Origin of the sequence: Halobacillus trueperi (assembly GCF_003386945.1) — a bacterium.
Taxonomy (GTDB): Bacteria; Bacillota; Bacilli; order Bacillales; family Halobacillaceae; genus Halobacillus; species Halobacillus aidingensis.
Genome location: NZ_QUAE01000023.1, coordinates 33,050 through 48,951, shown reverse-complemented (window position 1 = coordinate 48,951; position 15,902 = coordinate 33,050). Strand labels below are relative to the sequence as shown.

Below are 15,902 nucleotides of genomic sequence, written 5' to 3'. Positions count from 1 at the left end.
GTGGGAGAAGGAGATAGGCGAGATCCCGCAGGACGCAGTCCGAGGAAGCTCGGCACTCCCCCACAGGAAAGCGAGTAGCTTCCCAACCACCCCTGACTCAAAATACGGCAAACGAACCCGGTTATCTCGAAACTGAGTCTTCAACTAAAGGGAGCTTTTATTGAAGGAGATTAGAGGAAAATAAAAAGCAGCTCAATGGGAAGGTACGGAAATGTCGTACACGTCATTGAACTACTTTACGCGTTCATCATTCATTTTTATTAAACTTCTGGATCTCCAGCGATGGTGTGGGCAAGTCTGCTGGATGCGGCGGCTGCAATGGCACCGACAATGTCATCTAGGAATGTGTGGCATTCCCCTGAAGATTTATCATTCAGTTTTTGTAAGATTCCTGGTTTCTGTTTATCGATGTAACCGTAATTTGTAAAACCGATGGATCCGTAAACGTTTACGATGGAAAAGGCGATGATTTCATCAATTCCATAAAGGCTTTCGTCTACTTCTATGGTCGACTGCAATGGTTCTTCAAGCATTTTCTTTTCTGCTAACCGATCCATTTGAATCCCAGTAATGACTGCATTCTGAACTTCCCGCTTTGTCAGTACTTTATTCACATTGAAGCGGCAGTCGTCCATGGACAAGTCTTCGTGATATTTAGACTGTAAGTAATAGACAAGGTCAGCAATGTCATCAATGGTGACCCCTCTTTCCACCAGCCAATCTCTTGCTGTTTTTTCAAGAGTGGATACTTTTCTTTCTTCTGCCATAGTGAAAAACCTCCCTGCTCATCATGACTTGCACTGTACCATACCCGCGTTTATTATTGCACAAACGAGCGGTGTTATGTTCATTATATCAAAACTTCTCCCTGAAGGTGCAAAAGTGTAGAAGGTTGGAAAGTCTCATCGGTCATTTGCTATGATAAAATAATAAAAAAAGATGGAGGTTCGATCATTGACAAAACCAAAAGTTTTTATTACCCGTCGTCTCCCTGATGAAGTCGTGGACCCTTATAGAGAGCACTTGGATATTGTAATGTGGCCACGTGAAGAAGAACCTGTAGGGCGCCAAGTTCTAATAGAACAAGCCCAATCTTCTCATGGTTTAATGACCATGTTGACAGAAGATGTAGATGAACAAATTCTCAGCCAATCCAATAATCTTTCTATCGTAGCGAATATGGCCGTCGGTTATGATAATATCGATGTGAAAACAGCTGAGCGTCTAAATATTGCTGTAACCAACACACCAGATGTGCTTACAGAAACAACAGCGGATCTCACATTTGGTTTATTGATGGCCACGGCGAGGAAAATGATCGAGGCAAGTCAATACATAAAAGACAATAAGTGGGAGAATTGGTCTCCGTTGATGTTAGCAGGTACGGATATTCACGGGAAAACAATAGGCATCGTCGGGATGGGCAGAATTGGAGAAGCAGTTGCAAAGAGAGCAAAAGGCTTCGGCATGAATGTGCTTTATTATAACCGTTCTCGTAAACCCGAGGCGGAAGAGACCTTTGGTGCGAGCTATTTAGATTTTGAGGTGTTGCTTGAACAAGCTGATTATGTCGTGTGTTTGACCCCTTTGACAGATGAAACCAAACACATGTTTAATAAGGATGCTTTCAATAGGATGAAAAAGGAGGCTTTCTTCATCAATGCTTCCAGAGGAGCTACGGTAGATGAAGAAGCGCTGTATGAGGCGATCATTAACAAAAAGATTGCAGGGGCTGGACTTGATGTATTTGAACAAGAGCCGATCTCCTCAGAACACCCATTGCTTTCATGCCCTGAAGTGGTCTGTTTACCGCATATCGGATCATCGACGATGGAAACAAGATATAAAATGATGAGGCTTAGTCTCGATAACCTCGTCCATCACTTCCAAGGCAAACCATTAATCACACCTGTCATTTGAAGCACTGATTACTCTTAAATTTCATTAAAGCGTTTTTGAATTATCTGGCAGGACTGTGTAAGACTCGATTTCGAGATGTTTCGTGGTTCGTTGCCATATTGAGCGTGAGGGGTGGCTGGGAAGCAACTCGCTTTCCTGTGGGGGAGTGGCGAGCTTCCTCGGACTTCGTCCTGCGGATCTCGCCTATCTCCTTTCTCCCACGGGAGTCTCGCAGCTTCCCAGCCACCCCATTCCATGAGACTGAAAAACGAACCCCTTTTCCGAAGATGGGTGTCTTCCACTATCCATGCCAGAATGTGCTTATGTTGAACTGAGATAGGGATGAGTATTACAAAAAAAGAGCCGCTCCATTTTGGGCGGCTCTTTTGGTTAGGTGTATTAAAATACTTGTTCGACTTCGTAAATTCCTGGTACTTCTTGTGCAAGAGCCCTTTCGATTCCTGCTTTTAAAGTGATTGTGGAACTAGGGCAGTTTCCGCAAGCACCCATGAGTCGCAGGCGGACGATTCCGTCTTCAACATCGACAAGCTCGACGTCCCCACCGTCACGTAGTAAAAATGGGCGAAGTTTATTGAGTACCTCTTGAACCTGTTCATGCATGTTCAATCTTCCCCTTTCTTAAGTATCATTATAAAACGAAATGACTAAAAAATCTATGGTTGTCTAAGTCTCTGTACATTAATATTGAGAACTATTATCATTTTATCTTTTTTCTTTTCTTTTGTAAAATGGAAAAAACGTAACATAAAAGGGAGAGGGTACGGATGGGGGAACAGCAGAAAGTTAGAGTAGCGGTTTATGGAGCTGATGTAAAATGTGCCAGTTGTGTCAATGCACCTGGTTCGAGGGAGACATATGAGTGGCTGCAGGCGGCTATAGGAAGAAAGTATAATGATTCAATGGTTACCTACAATTACTATGATATCCATGAAGAAGATCGGAATGGCGCTGACTCTTCCATTATCCAACAGCTGTTAGATGACGAACTATTTTATCCTCTCGTCCTCGTTGAGAATGAAATTGTAGGCGAGGGAGATCCCAAGTTGAAAAAAGTCTATAAGGCCTTGGATAAGAATGGACTCCAGCCAAAGGAAATTTCATAGCAGGTTTTGTGGACGGTATGATATGATTAGGATAAGATAGGGTTTCATCCAATATAGAGGTGAAGCGGATGAATCCATTAATTGAATTTTGTATCAATAACTTGATCAGTGGCTCGCAAGAAGCAAAAGAAACGCTTGAGAAAGACCCTGATCTTGATGTTGTCGAATATGGGTGTTTAAGAAACTGTGGACTATGTTCCCAGACGTTATATGCAGTTGTAGAAGGAGAGCGTGTCATGGCCGATACACCGGATGAATTAGTCGATAAGATTTATGAACATTTGGACGAAACCCTATAAAACGGTGTAACCATGGAAATGAAAAGGTATCCTTTAAATAAGGGTGCCTTTTGTTTAAGAATACGGGATGTTTGATTAAAAGTTCTGCCATTTAGTATACTGACGATAAGAAGAGAAAGGAGAGGCTTGGTATGATTCTGAATATCACAGAAGCTGCAAGTCACCAGATCAAAGAGATGATGAAAGAAGAAGGAGATGTTCGTCTTCGCTTCGGTGTCAAAGGTGGAGGCTGCAGTGGATTGTCTTATGCCATGGGCTTCGAAGATGAAATCAATGAGGAACTTGATCTTGTAGAGGAGTCCAGTGGAATCCCGGTCGTCATTAACCGTCAAGATGCCGCTATTGTCGAAGGTACGACCATCGACTTCAAACAGAATATGATGGGTGGCGGGTTCACCATTGATAATCCGAATGCGATTGTTTCCTGTGGTTGTGGATCTTCATTCAAAACAGCAACAAATGCGGGAACCCCAGATCCAAATTGTTAATTAAAAACAAACCTTTCTGTTTCTACAGAAAGGTTTTTCTTATCTTGGAATCTAAAAAGGAAGAAGCCCACTTAGAAGGCTTCTTCCTTTTGTTTTTTATGAAAACATGCTAGTCGAGTGTTTAGGTTGGACACGTGCGCCTGGGTCGATATAGGCTTTAGCATTGTTGACGGCTGTTGGACCTTCACCAAAACCAGAAGCAATCAATTTCACTTTTCCAGGATAGGTGCAAATATCCCCCGCTGCATAAATGCCTTTGATATTGGTTTCCATTTTGGAATTGACGACGATGCTGTTCTTTTCAATTTCCAGCTCCCAATTTTTTATCGGGCCAAGGGAGGAGATGAAACCGTAGTTTACAATTACATCGTCAACATCAATCGTTTCTACTCGATCCCCTTTTACTTCTTTTAATTCCACCTGTTCAATGCTTTCCTCGCCAATCATTTTTTCAGGAGTGAATGGAGTCATAATTCTGACGTTGGATTCATTGAGCTGTGACACACTATGTTCGTGCGCTCTGAATTTATCTCTTCTATGGACGAGAGTCACTTGTTCAGCAATTGGCTCAAGCATAAGGGCCCAGTCGACAGCAGAGTCTCCGCCACCAGCAATCATGACTTTTTTGTCACGGAACTTGTCCATATTGCTAACGTGGTAATGGAGGTTTGTATCTTCAAAGCGTTCGGTATCTTCAATCTTTAGTTTTCTTGGTTGAAAGGCTCCATTACCTGCTGTGATAATGATAGTCTTCGTGTAATGAACGTCCTTGTCTGTCGTTAGCTTGATGGTTTCATCATCCATTCTTTCTACAGAAACCACTTCCTGGTTCAAAGAAATTGTAGGATTGAACATCATCGCTTGTTCCTCTAAGTTGTCGACAAGTTCTTGTGCTCGTACTTTCGGAAACCCAGCAACGTCAAAAATGTATTTTTCAGGGTAGAGAGCTGTAAGTTGGCCTCCCAAATGAGGAAGACTTTCAATGATGTTTACACTAGCTTCACGCATTCCGCCATAGAATGCTGTGAATAAACCGACTGGACCACCGCCGATTACCGTTATATCGTATATTTTTTCACTCATAATAAACCTCCTGATGAAAATTTCACTAAAATACATTCTATCATAAAAAATTTTCTGATGGGAACAGTAGGGGAATGTAAACCTTTACAAAAGGTTAATTGATGAATAATTCCGATAAAGGGCTTTCGGGTTGAAAATGGTTAGGAAAAGGTCTAAGATAAAATCAGATAATATAGTAAACATTTGTGACAATTTTCACCTGAAACCGACTCAGGTTTTTTTCATGTTTTCTTGTGTGAAAGTAGTCACAAGCATTAGTCAACGGATCATTAATACGAGATGGAAGTGATTAACCATGAGAAACCCAAACATTGTGATTCTCGGTGCCGGTTATGGCGGAATCATGACAGCAGTGAATTTACAGAAGAGCCTAGGTGCAAATGATGCAAATGTGACCCTGGTCAATAAGCATAGTTACCATTACCAAACCACTTGGTTGCATGAAAATGCTGCGGGTACCTTACACCATGACCGCACGCGTATCCAAATCAGTGACGTCATTAATACGAGTAAAGTAAATTTTGTACAAGATACCGTGACGGATATCAAACCCGAAGATAAGAAAGTATTGCTCAAAAACGGTGAGCTTTCATACGACTACCTCGTCATCGGACTTGGTTTTGAGTCTGCCACTTTCGGTATTTCTGGTTTGAAAGAGAATGCTTTCACCATAAACAGCATCAACAGTGCGCGATTGATTCGTCAGCACATTGAATATAACTTCGCAAAATATAATAATGAAGCGGAGAAAAAGCAAGAACGTTTAAACATTGTCGTAGGCGGTGCCGGATTCACCGGCATCGAGTTCGTAGGTGAGCTCGCTAACCGTGTACCGGAACTTTGTAAAGAATACGACATCCCACGTGAAAAAGTACGCATCATCAACGTTGAAGCTGCTCCAACGGCACTCCCAGGGTTCGATCCGGAGCTTGTGGAGTACGCGATGAACTCCTTAGAAGCAAGAGGCGTCGAATTCAAAATTGGGGCGATGATCAAAGAAGTTACTGAAAACAAGCTCGTTTTCGAGAAAGACGAGCAGCGTGAAGAAATTGAGACGAACACGGTGGTTTGGGCTGCTGGTGTACGCGGCAACTCTCTTGTTGAAAAAGCAGGATTTGAAGCAAACCGCGGACGTATCCCAGTCGGAGATGACCTGCGGCCAGAGGGTTACGACGATGTCTTCATCGTAGGGGACTGTGCATTGGTAATGAACGAGGAAACGGAACGCCCTTATCCTCCAACAGCACAAATTGCTATCCAGCAGGCAGAGCAAACAGCAGCGAACCTCACACGTCTGATCAGAGGTGAGGATCACCTTGAACCATTTGAGCCGGACTTGAAAGGGACCGTAGCCTCCCTTGGTCATAATGATGCGATAGGCGTAGTCTTTGATGATAAGAAATTGTTCGGATGGTCAGCAACGGCGATGAAGAAAATCATCGATAACCGCTACCTGCTAAAACTAGGCGGTGTACCACTCGTCCTCAAAAAAGGAAAACTAAACTTCTTCCATTAATTATAAAAAAGCGAAAGCAGATCCACTGCTTTCGCTTTTCTTTATGGGAAATTGAACATTCCTCTTCCATAACAGTGCCCTATTCCTGAAGGTTCAGATGTTTGTTGGAGTACAGGGGCTCCGGGAAACAGTTCGCTTTCCATGGGGCGGGCGGTGAGCCTCCTCAGGCTACGCCTTCCGGGGTCTCACCTGTCCCACACGTCCCATAGGAGTCTCACCTTTTCCCTCCGCCCCTTTACCATATCAGTGTCTCGAAACCACACTCAGAATAAGCAGCTTTTATCCCAGTGAAAACAAAAGAAAAACTAACTCCCAAGGTGGCTATTTTGGGTGCGTAAAGATTGGTATAGAGCGTTTTATGCATATAATACCAGGATAGTGGAAGACAGTCTCCTTCGGTATAGGGGTTCGTTACCCGAATACGACGAATGGGGTGGTTGGGAAGCTGCGAGACTCCCGTGGGAGAAAGGAGATAGGCGAGATCCCGCAGGACGAAGTCCGAGGAAGCTTGCCACTCCCCCACAGGAAAGCGAGTAGCTTCCCAGACACCCCTGATGCACAACCAGGCAACGAACCCCGGAAACATCTCGAAATCGAGTCTTCCGCCACCCTGCCAATTTGTTTAAGCATTTGTATCGATATGGGAGAGCTCTTGCGCTTTTTATGTAACCGTTATAGAATGAGGTTTGGATTCGTTTGTGTTTCGTTGAACATACATAGGGGGAAACGTTAGTGAATATCGTGCAGTTCATCGTGTCAATGTTGTTATTTTTTGTGCTATTCTTCGGAATCTCTTTCTTATTAAATATGATTTTGCGTTCTTCGTGGTTGATGGCTTTTGTTTATCCGGTCATCGTCCTATTCATTGTTGATGACTTTTCATGGACAGAATACTTTTCGGCTCCAGGGAACGCCTTCCCTACAGTCTTTGAGCAATTATTCAACCTCAAGCTTGTGGATATCGTCATCTTAGCAAGTGGATTCGTCGGTACCCTAGTGGCTGGTATAGTTATTAAGAAATTGCGTAAAAGTGGCTACCAAATGTTTTAAGACAGAACGGCTAACGGCACATCGTGCTGTTAGCTTTTTTTATGAGCTTGGTTGAAGAGGGTAGGAAGACTCGTTTGAATAAAAAAAACGAGCTTGGACATGATTACACCTAGAGGTGATTTCATGAACAAGCGGACGAAGTCTATCTTTTTTATTCTATTGTTCAGCTTTGCTCTTTATAGTACTTTTACGAATGTAACCAACTTATCGCTTTCAGATTTTGACGAATGGCTGGCATCTAAATTCAGAGGAGAATCCCTGGATGGAGAGGCGCTCCTTCAAAAAGATCAAGACCTTTCTGAGAAAAGCTTAAAGGTGAAAAATGCTCCACAAACCTATGTATCCAGTGCAGTCATAGAAGCGGTGGAACTGTTAGAAGATACGATTGATTTCAGTCAATACCCGAGTCATGAAGTTGTAGCGACAGGTTATACGGCAGGATATGAATCGACAGGTAAAACCCCGGAGCATCCCGGATATGGAATTACGTACTCAGGTGTAAATGTGAAGCGGGATTTATATTCTACTATTGCTGCTGATTTAGACATGTTTCCGTTAGGGACTGTATTGTTTATTCCGGGTTATGGGTATGGAGTGGTTGCAGATATTGGGGGAGCTATCAAAGGGAATAAGCTCGATCTTTATTTTCCAACCGTAAATGATGTGTACAAGCAGTGGGGAAAGCAAACCATTGATGTTTATGTAGTGGAAGAGGGGAACGGCCGTCTGTCTGAAGAATATTTGAAGAAATTGAATGAAGATGAATCGTTACAGGTGTTCCGCTCCCAAATGAGCCAATAAAAAATCTCTTCCGCAAAAATATGTCGGAAGAGATTTTTTCGTTTAATAGATCAAAGAGTGAAGAAGGAAGGTGAGCAGAATGCCTGTCAGTCCCCCGAAGAAAACTTCAATCGGCTGATGGCCCAAAAGTTCTTTTAGTTCTTCCTTCTTTTGATAGCCTTCTTTTTGCTGCCAGGCTTTGGCTTCACTTACGAACCGGTTGAAGTCGTTGAGCAAGATGTTCAACATAATGGCTTGTTCGCCAGTTTGACGCCTTACTCCTGTACTGTCGAACATGACGATGATACTGAACACACAGGCAATAGCAAAAACGGATGATCCGAATCCTTGTTCAATTCCAACACCTGTGGCTAGAGCGGTAACAGCTGCGGAGTGACTGCTTGGCATTCCGCCTGTACTGAAGGCGAGGCTGGTATTCAATTGTCTGGATGCTATGAATTGAATAGGGATTTTAATCACTTGGGCGAAAAGAATAGCAGCGATCGACGCCCAAAGGGGGAAGTTTTGCACTAAATCTAATAGCATGTTGACATCCTTTCTGATCTTCCGGGGAATAGAAATGACAATCTATGTAGTTGTTCATTCATAAAATAGAGCATGGGTGAACGAATCAAGTGCATCCATAAAATGATGGCATGTTCTTTTTGTAGCGTTTATATGGTGATGGAGCAAAGTCATTATACCATATGTTCCATGGAGCGAGATAGTTATATTCATGTTAAGTTAAGATCGAAGAAATGATCTTTTTCACAAGGAAAACATAGTGGGATTGTGTATACTTAGTATGGAGGTGTATCAATATGTTTACTGTAACAAACGAATGGAATGATACGGGATCGTTACTTGTAGGTCTTTTTGACGAAAAAGAAGTGAACAAGCATATGATCGACAAGGTGAAAGATTCATGTGGAGTCGATCTTGGAGCGTACATAGATGCAGGACATTTGTCTACGGAAAGTAAAAAACTGGATAAGGTTTTAGTTATGAATGAAAGTGACTTGAAGAACATCTATGTCATTGGTCTCGGATCCTCACATAAATTTGACGAAAACAAGTGCCGCAAGACATTTGGTCGTATATTTCAAAGCTTAATCAAAGACGAAATCTCGTCTGTGACTGTTTTACTTGAGAGTCTTATTCCTGAAGGGCAAGATGTAGATAGATACTCCGCTCTTCTTTCGGAAGCTATGCTGACGTCTACGTATCGTCTCCCTTCTTTTAAGACCAATCAAAAAGAGCCGGTCGACATTAATGAACTCACCGTTTGGACAGAACGAGAGGAAAAGGCTGTCCTTGAAGGTTTATATAGAGGGCAAGCCTTTGCGGATGGGGTGAACACGGCAAGGTATTTGGTTCATCTGCCTGCGAATATTTTGACGGCATCTGAAATGGCTGAGTTTGCTACAACGATGGCGGAAGACTATCGGTTCGAGTTGAGCATTCTAGAGAAAGAAGATATGGAAGAGCTGGGAATGGGAGCTTTATTGGCCGTCAATCAAGGATCTGTAGAACCGCCCAAAATGATTGTGCTCAAATATCAGGGACTGGAAGAATGGAAAGATGTCACCGCCCTTGTTGGAAAAGGGATTACTTATGACACAGGTGGCTATTCGATTAAACCGAAAACCGGAATGCCAGGCATGAAAGGTGATATGGGAGGAGCGGCAGCTGTTCTTGGCGCTATGGAAACCATTGGTCAATTGAAGCCGAAAAAGAACGTCATTGCTGTGATTCCATCATCCGACAATATGATATCAGGCGATGCCTTCAAGCCGGATGATGTGATTACGTCTATGAGCGGCTTGACGATTGAAGTTTTGAATACAGATGCAGAAGGCCGTCTTGCCCTTGCTGATGGGGTCACTTACGCTCAGAGTCAGGGTGCGGATCGAGTAATTGATGTCGCTACTTTAACTGGCGGCGTCGTCACGGCACTAGGTTCCTGGATGACAGGCGCCATGACAAACGATGAACATTTTTATAAAGATGTTGAGGGCGCAGGGAAATCTGTAGGAGAGCCGATGTGGCTTTTACCTTACAATGATGATTATAAAGCGCAAGTGAGAAAAAGTGCGATTGCTGATTTGAATAACTCGCCGACGAGAAAAGCTCATCCAATCATGGGGGGAGCGTTTGTCGGTGCCTTCGTTGAAAGAGTACCATGGGTTCATTTGGATATCGCAGGTACATCCATTGCTGAAGGTGCGCACGATTTGGGTCCTAAAGGTCCGACAGGTGTCATGTCCAAAACTTTAGCCCAGTATATTGTGAAATAGTTTAAAAACCTCCCGGGGCCGGGAGGTTTTTATGTTTTTATAGGTCCAGACCTCGCACCTCGTAGATAACAGGCGTATAACATATAGGGAGGTTAATGAGCGGGGAGGCTGGGAGATGTTCCAACTGACGTCGTTGTGGCGCAAAATCCGTTCTACGCCACGCAGGCGTGCCATCCTACGCATGGTAGAAAAGAATGTAGGGACTTTCCTTATCGTTCATACGTTGGATGGGTACTATTTCGGAAAAATGGAAAAAGTGTGGGGTGAGGAAGTTTTTATCAGCATTGGCGACCGTATCTATGTAGTCAATATAAACGATATAGAGAATGTTGCACTAAAATGAAAGCACCCACTACAGCTGTAGGGGTGCTTGTTTATTAGTCTTGAATCGCTGCTTCTAGAGCCACTTCGATCATTTCGTTGAATGTCGTTTGGCGTTCTTCCGCTGTCGTTTCTTCACCTGTCAGGATATGGTCACTGACGGTCAGAACGGATAGAGCCTGACGATTGTATTTCGCTGCCAGCGTGTAAAGCGCTGTTGTTTCCATTTCCACTGCCAGCACGTTGTACTTCGCAAGCAAGTTGAAAAGATCCATCGCTTGATCACGGTAGAAGCTGTCGCTGGTAAATACGTTACCGACTTTCAGCTTCAAGCCTTTTTCTGTTCCCGCATCATACGCATTTTTCAAAAGGTTGAAATCAGCGGTCGGTGCAAAGTCAATGCCACCGAAGACCATACGGTTCATCTGCGAATCCGTAGTGGAAGTAGAAGCAAGGATGACATCACGAACTTTAACGTCGCTTTGTAAGGCCCCACAAGAGCCGACACGGATCAGTTTTTGAACACCGTAGCTTTCCATCAATTCATTGATATAAATGGAGATGGAAGGAACTCCCATGCCTGTTCCCTGAACGGAAATTCTTTCACCTTTATAAGTACCTGTATAACCGTACATGCCTCGTACTTCGTTATAGCATGTCGCATCTTCTAGAAAATTTTCTGCAATGTATTTCGCTCGTAGCGGATCACCAGGAAGAAGGATCTTGTCTGCAATGTCTCCGGGTTTCGCTCCAATATGTGTTGTCATGGATATGACCTCCTCCATTACTTTTGACTATATAAAATTACCATACCCTTGAATAGAAAACAAATACGAAAAAAAGCGCTGTCATTCTCCCATTTAGCCAAAGTACTGCTTTTCTAAATCATCCAGCTGCTTTTTTGCACTCTGGTTGAATTCCGTCTCTCTTCTTTCAAGCTTTGCTTTAAGCGCATCTACGGCTTCTTTTAAAGACTCTTCGTATGAAGGAACTTCCCCTTCAAAAGGCTTGACCGCTTCTTTTTGTACATTCGCTTTTTCATTGTAGCTTAAAGCTTTCCGCTGATGGAAAAAGACTTCTTCTGTTTTGCCGGGGTTATGAAGGTCCCCTTGCATTGGGTGTTTATCGACGGCCAGGACTTTTACAAGATAAAAGCGGTTGCGGTCTTCGACGACTTCACCGATATAAATACCTGTTTTATAATGGGCTTTCACAATGGAGCCGCTTGGAAACTCTGACATACACTCACTCCTCTCACTTTCTCCATCTATTGTAACAAAAATTGAAATTGTGAAGATATCGTGAAGCTCTTCATTGGTGAGGTGGATTTTTGATATACTTCTAGTTAGAAGGATGTGTTGCCCTATGATGGAATTTCTATATTTCCCTCAAGATAAATCAGAGTATATTCCTGCGATCGTTATGTTAATGCTTTTTATTGTATTTGCCGCAGTCACAATGATCTGGTTCATTAAAATTTCCCAAAAAGAAGAGCAGAAAGTAGATCAAGCCTACAAAGTAGAAGCGAATGCCAATAAAAAGAATGAAAAGCCACGTTAGGGCCTGAGCCTGACGTGGCTTTTGTTATATTTTATAAATCGATGGAGATACTATCCATGGAGTATTTCATCGAACGGAGGATTTATATGAGAATTTCAATCGGGTTATTGATAGCATTTGTGTTTATTCTTAATGGGTGTTCGGGGGAAGAGCGTTCTCCTTTGAATACGTCGATTTATAATGCCGACAACGATAAAATTGGCACAGCAACATTGACTGAACAATCGGAAGGAGTCGAGGTGCAATTAAAAGTAGAAGGGCTCGAACCTGGGATGCACGCAGTCCATATTCATGAGTTTCCGAAATGTGAAGCTCCGGATTTCAAGAGTGCCGGAAATCACTTCAACCCCCTTTCTAAAGACCATGGTTTGATGAATCCTGAGGGAGCTCACGTCGGGGACATGCCGAATGTGGAAGCAGATCAAAGTGGTATGGTGGATACGAAATTAATGTTGCCTGAAGCCAAGTTGAAAGAAGGTCAGAAGTCTTTACTTAGAGATGAGGGGACATCCATCGTGATTCATAGCGGTCAGGATGATGGGATGACACAGCCGGCAGGAGATTCAGGGGAACGAATCGCTTGTGGGAAAATTACTTTAAAAGCGGACGAAGATGAAACGAGTGATCCTACAGAGCCTGATAAGAAGCAGGAAGGAAATTAAAAAAAGGTCTCCCTTAGAGGGAGACCTTTTTTTATTGCTCTTGTGCCTTCACCGCCTCGATGATACGGTTGACACCATCTTCGATGATCGATTTCGGAGCGGCTATGTTCAGGCGCATAAATCCTTCTCCTTCTTCACCAAAGGAAGCACCATCGTTCAAGCCCACTTTCGCTTCTTTTTGCATAAAACGCTTCAACTCTGTTTGGTCCATCCCTAGTTTTCTACAGTCCAACCATAGAAGGTAGGTACCTTCTGCTGGAAAAACGCGGATCGAAGATGTTTCGTTTTGGAACCGTTGGGTGACGTAATCGCGATGATTTTCCAATACATCCATTAATTCTATTAACCATTCTTCACCATGCTCATAAGCCGCTTCCATGGCTGTCACGCCTAATGTGTTCAGCATTAACATTCCCTGGTTTTTAAAGTGACGGTCAACTTTCTTCTTGTCTGTTTCATCAGGAATGACGACGTAAGAAGCCTGGAGTCCAGCTAAGTTGAACGTTTTGGTTGGTGATAAGCAGGTGATGGTTTGCTTGGCCGCTTCTTCTGATAAACTCGCTATAGGGACGTGGACGTTTCCTTTATAAATCAAATCTGCGTGAATCTCATCCGCAACGACCTTTACGTCGTATTTTAAGCAGATGTCCATCATTTTTTCCAGTTCTTCTTTTTTCCACACTCGTCCAACGGGATTGTGAGGATTGCAAAGGATGAACATGGAAACGTCATTTTCTTTGATCTTCTTTTCAAAATCAGCGAAATCAATTTCATATTGCTCTTCTTTTAGTTGAAGAGCGTTTTTCACCACATGCCTTCCGTGATCTTTGATGACGCTGTAAAAGGGAGGATATACCGGCGTCTGGATAATGATATGATCCCCGATTTCTGTGAGCGATTGAATGATCATATGCAAGGATGGAATAACTCCAGGGCTATAAGTGATCCACTCTTGATCTATTTTCCAATGATGGCGGTTTTCGAGCCAATGGGTGATGCTTTCTTTGACTTTGGCATCAGGTATCGTGTATCCGAAAATTCCGTGTTCTGCTCTTTCTTTTATAGCATTCGTTACGGCTGATGGAGTCTTGAAGTCCATATCAGCGACCCACATCGGCAGCACTTCTTTATCTTGGTAAAGATCTTCCGCCATATCCCATTTGACGGACCTTGTTCCTTTTCTTGAAACGACTTCTTCAAAACGTTCCATAGCGTTTTCCTCCAATACTCCAATTTGTTATCTATCTTACCCGAATCGGACGGTTGAATGAAAATATGTTGTTTGTGTGCAAGGACTCCACGAATAGAACAAAGATACATTGTATGCATAGTCATCATCAGTGTTGCTATTGGTGAGTATTTGATAAAAAAGACCAAAAAAAAAGCAAAGCGAACGTTCGCTCTGCTTACACAGGGGGAATACGAGAAAGTCTTACGTTATTTAATATAACCATCTTTCATAGTTTATAAACCTATTTTTTAATTTTTTTGTTGATTTAAATCATAGAGGAGATTCATTGCGCGAAGGACGTCCTGTTCTGAGAAGTCACGGGCTTTTTTAAGTAGGAGTTTTGAACGTTTCACGCCAATTTCCTGTATGAGAGTTTGTAACTCTTCATCAATTTCTGAGGAGTTTTCCTCATGGTTTTCCAATAATTCAGAAGCAGGGATATCAAGGACAGTTGAAATCTTAAGGATTGTATCCAATTCTGGAATCCGTTCGTCAGTTTCATAACTTTCGAGAGTATGGAACCCAATTCTCGCTTTCATAGCCAGTTCTTCCTTTGTGAAGTTTTTCAACTCGCGGTATTTGCGGATATTGTTACCAGTAGACATAACCATACCTCCTCTGTTCTTTCCTATATTATACCACTTTATCGGGGGAGAAATTTCAAACGTTTTGAGAAGTTTAAGTTTACTTTGCTAAATGGTCTCTTTTATGGTAAAATCATTTATTGCGTGAAAAGAAGCGAATAATAATTAAATCAGGAGTTGTATAGCATGTCAGATAAGTTTCAAGAAGGTCAAGTTTTAGAAGGTAAAGTTACAGGAATTCAGCCATACGGTGCGTTCGTTGCTCTAGATGAGCAAGTTCAAGGTCTTGTACACATTTCAGAAGTAACTCACGGCTACGTTAAGGATATCAACGAGCATCTTTCCGAAGGTGACGAGGTACAAGTTAAAATTTTGAACATCGATGAAAAGAGCAATAAATATTCTCTTTCTATCCGTGCGACGCAAGAAGCTCCAAAAGCAACACGTCGTCCTCGTAAGCAAGCAGCACCTAAGCAAGAAGAATCAACAGCTGGTTTCAACACGCTGAAAGACAAGCTGGAAGATTGGATCAAACAATCCGACGACCGCGAGAAATTCCGTAAATAAGAAAAGATTTGAAAAGGACCTGTTCCATGGAACAGGTCCTTTTTTATGTTGATTCATCTTTTAAGTTTATTCCGCCGGATCAGGTGCCGCGGATTCCTCATGTTCGGCAACCGGTGAAAAATAAAGAGATATGACGATAAGTCCGCTAATACCGACAAGTGTATAAATTACCCGTGACAGCCATGCTCCTTGTTCACCACCTCCGAAAAGTCCAGCGACAAGATCATATTGAAATAAACCAATCAACCCCCAGTTGATTGCTCCAACAATGACTAGAAGAAGTGCCACACGATTTAACCAATTCATCTAAAACACCTCCTTTTTGTTATACTTTATTAGCTTAAACACAGAAAAAAATATTATACGAATTGCATATCTTTTGAGAATACCTTGGAATTCGGGGATAATATCATCGTACGCTCAGTTTAGAAAGGGGAATTT

At 42.6% G+C, this 15,902-nt stretch carries 21 protein-coding genes; 12 read left to right on the top strand and 9 right to left on the bottom strand.

The window, feature by feature from the left end; all coding sequences use genetic code 11:
* Positions 1-260: 260 nt before the first annotated feature.
* Positions 261-767 carry a phosphatidylglycerophosphatase A family protein gene (locus DYE48_RS18285; RefSeq protein WP_115824821.1) on the bottom strand — a complete coding sequence of 169 codons (507 nt, stop codon included), beginning with the start codon at positions 765-767 and terminating at the stop codon, positions 261-263.
* A 187-nt stretch (positions 768-954) separates the two neighbouring features.
* Between DYE48_RS18285 and DYE48_RS18280 the strand changes: the two genes are divergently transcribed.
* Positions 955-1,920 (top strand): 2-hydroxyacid dehydrogenase, encoded by a 966-nt coding sequence (locus tag DYE48_RS18280; protein WP_115824820.1) that lies wholly within the window; start codon positions 955-957, stop codon positions 1,918-1,920.
* 378 nt (positions 1,921-2,298) lie between these two features.
* Here the strand turns inward: DYE48_RS18280 and DYE48_RS18275 are convergent, their stop codons facing one another.
* Positions 2,299-2,520, bottom strand: coding sequence for a NifU family protein (locus tag DYE48_RS18275; RefSeq protein WP_035511544.1), 222 nt, complete (start codon positions 2,518-2,520; stop codon positions 2,299-2,301).
* 164 nt (positions 2,521-2,684) lie between these two features.
* On the opposite strand from DYE48_RS18275, the gene DYE48_RS18270 reads away from it, so the two are divergent.
* The 3 genes from DYE48_RS18270 to DYE48_RS18260 all read left to right on the top strand — a co-directional run bounded on the left by DYE48_RS18270 (position 2,685) and on the right by DYE48_RS18260 (position 3,810).
* Positions 2,685-3,023, top strand: coding sequence for a YuzD family protein (locus tag DYE48_RS18270; protein WP_089654143.1), 339 nt, complete (start codon positions 2,685-2,687; stop codon positions 3,021-3,023).
* Between the two features lie 68 nt (positions 3,024-3,091).
* Complete coding sequence (locus tag DYE48_RS18265) at positions 3,092-3,322, top strand: YuzB family protein (protein WP_115824819.1); 231 nt, start codon at positions 3,092-3,094, stop codon at positions 3,320-3,322.
* A gap of 131 nt (positions 3,323-3,453) precedes the next feature.
* Entirely contained in the window at positions 3,454-3,810 is a 357-nt protein-coding gene (locus DYE48_RS18260) for a HesB/IscA family protein (protein WP_089654141.1), read from the top strand.
* A gap of 96 nt (positions 3,811-3,906) precedes the next feature.
* Here DYE48_RS18260 and DYE48_RS18255 read toward each other — a convergent pair whose 3' ends face one another.
* Positions 3,907-4,893: an NAD(P)/FAD-dependent oxidoreductase gene (locus tag DYE48_RS18255; RefSeq protein WP_115824818.1), complete on the bottom strand. Its 987-nt coding sequence runs from the start codon at positions 4,891-4,893 to the stop codon at positions 3,907-3,909.
* Positions 4,894-5,188: 295 nt separating this feature from the next.
* Between DYE48_RS18255 and DYE48_RS18250 the strand changes: the two genes are divergently transcribed.
* The 3 genes from DYE48_RS18250 to DYE48_RS18235 all read left to right on the top strand — a co-directional run bounded on the left by DYE48_RS18250 (position 5,189) and on the right by DYE48_RS18235 (position 8,260).
* Positions 5,189-6,409: an NAD(P)/FAD-dependent oxidoreductase gene (locus tag DYE48_RS18250; RefSeq protein WP_115824817.1), complete on the top strand. Its 1,221-nt coding sequence runs from the start codon at positions 5,189-5,191 to the stop codon at positions 6,407-6,409.
* A 732-nt stretch (positions 6,410-7,141) separates the two neighbouring features.
* Complete coding sequence (locus tag DYE48_RS18240; protein WP_244199473.1) at positions 7,142-7,459, top strand: YuiB family protein; 318 nt, start codon at positions 7,142-7,144, stop codon at positions 7,457-7,459.
* A gap of 99 nt (positions 7,460-7,558) precedes the next feature.
* A complete protein-coding gene (locus DYE48_RS18235) occupies positions 7,559-8,260 on the top strand; it encodes a 3D domain-containing protein (RefSeq protein WP_244199472.1) in 702 nt (233 codons plus the stop codon).
* 42 nt (positions 8,261-8,302) lie between these two features.
* Here DYE48_RS18235 and DYE48_RS18230 read toward each other — a convergent pair whose 3' ends face one another.
* On the bottom strand, positions 8,303-8,785 hold the full coding sequence (locus tag DYE48_RS18230) for a divergent PAP2 family protein (protein ID WP_115824814.1): 483 nt from the start codon (positions 8,783-8,785) through the stop codon (positions 8,303-8,305).
* A 275-nt stretch (positions 8,786-9,060) separates the two neighbouring features.
* On the opposite strand from DYE48_RS18230, the gene DYE48_RS18225 reads away from it, so the two are divergent.
* The gene (locus DYE48_RS18225; protein WP_115824813.1) at positions 9,061-10,536 is read left to right on the top strand and encodes a leucyl aminopeptidase; all 1,476 of its coding nucleotides are present in this window, start codon (positions 9,061-9,063) and stop codon (positions 10,534-10,536) included.
* Positions 10,537-10,651: 115 nt separating this feature from the next.
* Positions 10,652-10,879 (top strand): hypothetical protein, encoded by a 228-nt coding sequence (locus DYE48_RS18220; RefSeq protein WP_115824812.1) that lies wholly within the window; start codon positions 10,652-10,654, stop codon positions 10,877-10,879.
* A gap of 34 nt (positions 10,880-10,913) precedes the next feature.
* Here DYE48_RS18220 and deoD read toward each other — a convergent pair whose 3' ends face one another.
* Positions 10,914-11,624, bottom strand: coding sequence for a purine-nucleoside phosphorylase (deoD, locus tag DYE48_RS18215; protein ID WP_089654133.1), 711 nt, complete (start codon positions 11,622-11,624; stop codon positions 10,914-10,916).
* Between the two features lie 93 nt (positions 11,625-11,717).
* Positions 11,718-12,098, bottom strand: a complete 381-nt coding sequence (gene kapB / locus DYE48_RS18210) for a kinase-associated lipoprotein KapB (protein ID WP_089654132.1) — start codon at positions 12,096-12,098, stop codon at positions 11,718-11,720.
* Positions 12,099-12,222: 124 nt separating this feature from the next.
* On the opposite strand from kapB, the gene DYE48_RS18205 reads away from it, so the two are divergent.
* Both DYE48_RS18205 and DYE48_RS18200 read left to right on the top strand, forming a co-directional pair.
* On the top strand, positions 12,223-12,417 hold the full coding sequence (locus DYE48_RS18205; RefSeq protein ID WP_089654131.1) for a hypothetical protein: 195 nt from the start codon (positions 12,223-12,225) through the stop codon (positions 12,415-12,417).
* A gap of 86 nt (positions 12,418-12,503) precedes the next feature.
* Positions 12,504-13,079: a superoxide dismutase family protein gene (locus tag DYE48_RS18200; protein WP_115824824.1), complete on the top strand. Its 576-nt coding sequence runs from the start codon at positions 12,504-12,506 to the stop codon at positions 13,077-13,079.
* Positions 13,080-13,110: 31 nt separating this feature from the next.
* Here DYE48_RS18200 and DYE48_RS18195 read toward each other — a convergent pair whose 3' ends face one another.
* A complete protein-coding gene (locus DYE48_RS18195) occupies positions 13,111-14,289 on the bottom strand; it encodes a MalY/PatB family protein (protein WP_115824811.1) in 1,179 nt (392 codons plus the stop codon).
* A gap of 269 nt (positions 14,290-14,558) precedes the next feature.
* Complete coding sequence (locus DYE48_RS18190) at positions 14,559-14,915, bottom strand: helix-turn-helix domain-containing protein (RefSeq protein WP_115824810.1); 357 nt, start codon at positions 14,913-14,915, stop codon at positions 14,559-14,561.
* 165 nt (positions 14,916-15,080) lie between these two features.
* On the opposite strand from DYE48_RS18190, the gene yugI reads away from it, so the two are divergent.
* Positions 15,081-15,461, top strand: a complete 381-nt coding sequence (yugI, locus tag DYE48_RS18185; protein WP_089654128.1) for a S1 domain-containing post-transcriptional regulator GSP13 — start codon at positions 15,081-15,083, stop codon at positions 15,459-15,461.
* Between the two features lie 66 nt (positions 15,462-15,527).
* On the opposite strand, the gene DYE48_RS18180 is transcribed toward yugI, so the two are convergent.
* Complete coding sequence (locus DYE48_RS18180) at positions 15,528-15,767, bottom strand: DUF378 domain-containing protein (protein WP_089654127.1); 240 nt, start codon at positions 15,765-15,767, stop codon at positions 15,528-15,530.
* Between the last annotated feature and the right edge of the window lie 135 nt (positions 15,768-15,902).

Coding starts and splice junctions, on each gene's coding strand:
- DYE48_RS18200 (WP_115824824.1), top strand. CDS start 12,504: ATGAGAATTTCAATCGGGTTATTGATAGCATTTGTGTTTATTCTTAAT.
- kapB (WP_089654132.1), bottom strand. CDS start 12,098: ATGTCAGAGTTTCCAAGCGGCTCCATTGTGAAAGCCCATTATAAAACA.
- DYE48_RS18285 (WP_115824821.1), bottom strand. CDS start 767: ATGGCAGAAGAAAGAAAAGTATCCACTCTTGAAAAAACAGCAAGAGAT.
- DYE48_RS18205 (WP_089654131.1), top strand. CDS start 12,223: ATGATGGAATTTCTATATTTCCCTCAAGATAAATCAGAGTATATTCCT.
- DYE48_RS18270 (WP_089654143.1), top strand. CDS start 2,685: ATGGGGGAACAGCAGAAAGTTAGAGTAGCGGTTTATGGAGCTGATGTA.
- DYE48_RS18190 (WP_115824810.1), bottom strand. CDS start 14,915: ATGTCTACTGGTAACAATATCCGCAAATACCGCGAGTTGAAAAACTTC.
- DYE48_RS18180 (WP_089654127.1), bottom strand. CDS start 15,767: ATGAATTGGTTAAATCGTGTGGCACTTCTTCTAGTCATTGTTGGAGCA.
- DYE48_RS18275 (WP_035511544.1), bottom strand. CDS start 2,520: ATGCATGAACAGGTTCAAGAGGTACTCAATAAACTTCGCCCATTTTTA.
- DYE48_RS18225 (WP_115824813.1), top strand. CDS start 9,061: ATGTTTACTGTAACAAACGAATGGAATGATACGGGATCGTTACTTGTA.
- DYE48_RS18260 (WP_089654141.1), top strand. CDS start 3,454: ATGATTCTGAATATCACAGAAGCTGCAAGTCACCAGATCAAAGAGATG.
- yugI (WP_089654128.1), top strand. CDS start 15,081: ATGTCAGATAAGTTTCAAGAAGGTCAAGTTTTAGAAGGTAAAGTTACA.
- DYE48_RS18195 (WP_115824811.1), bottom strand. CDS start 14,289: ATGGAACGTTTTGAAGAAGTCGTTTCAAGAAAAGGAACAAGGTCCGTC.
- DYE48_RS18265 (WP_115824819.1), top strand. CDS start 3,092: ATGAATCCATTAATTGAATTTTGTATCAATAACTTGATCAGTGGCTCG.
- DYE48_RS18230 (WP_115824814.1), bottom strand. CDS start 8,785: ATGCTATTAGATTTAGTGCAAAACTTCCCCCTTTGGGCGTCGATCGCT.
- DYE48_RS18255 (WP_115824818.1), bottom strand. CDS start 4,893: ATGAGTGAAAAAATATACGATATAACGGTAATCGGCGGTGGTCCAGTC.
- deoD (WP_089654133.1), bottom strand. CDS start 11,624: ATGACAACACATATTGGAGCGAAACCCGGAGACATTGCAGACAAGATC.
- DYE48_RS18220 (WP_115824812.1), top strand. CDS start 10,652: ATGTTCCAACTGACGTCGTTGTGGCGCAAAATCCGTTCTACGCCACGC.
- DYE48_RS18250 (WP_115824817.1), top strand. CDS start 5,189: ATGAGAAACCCAAACATTGTGATTCTCGGTGCCGGTTATGGCGGAATC.
- DYE48_RS18235 (WP_244199472.1), top strand. CDS start 7,559: ATGATTACACCTAGAGGTGATTTCATGAACAAGCGGACGAAGTCTATC.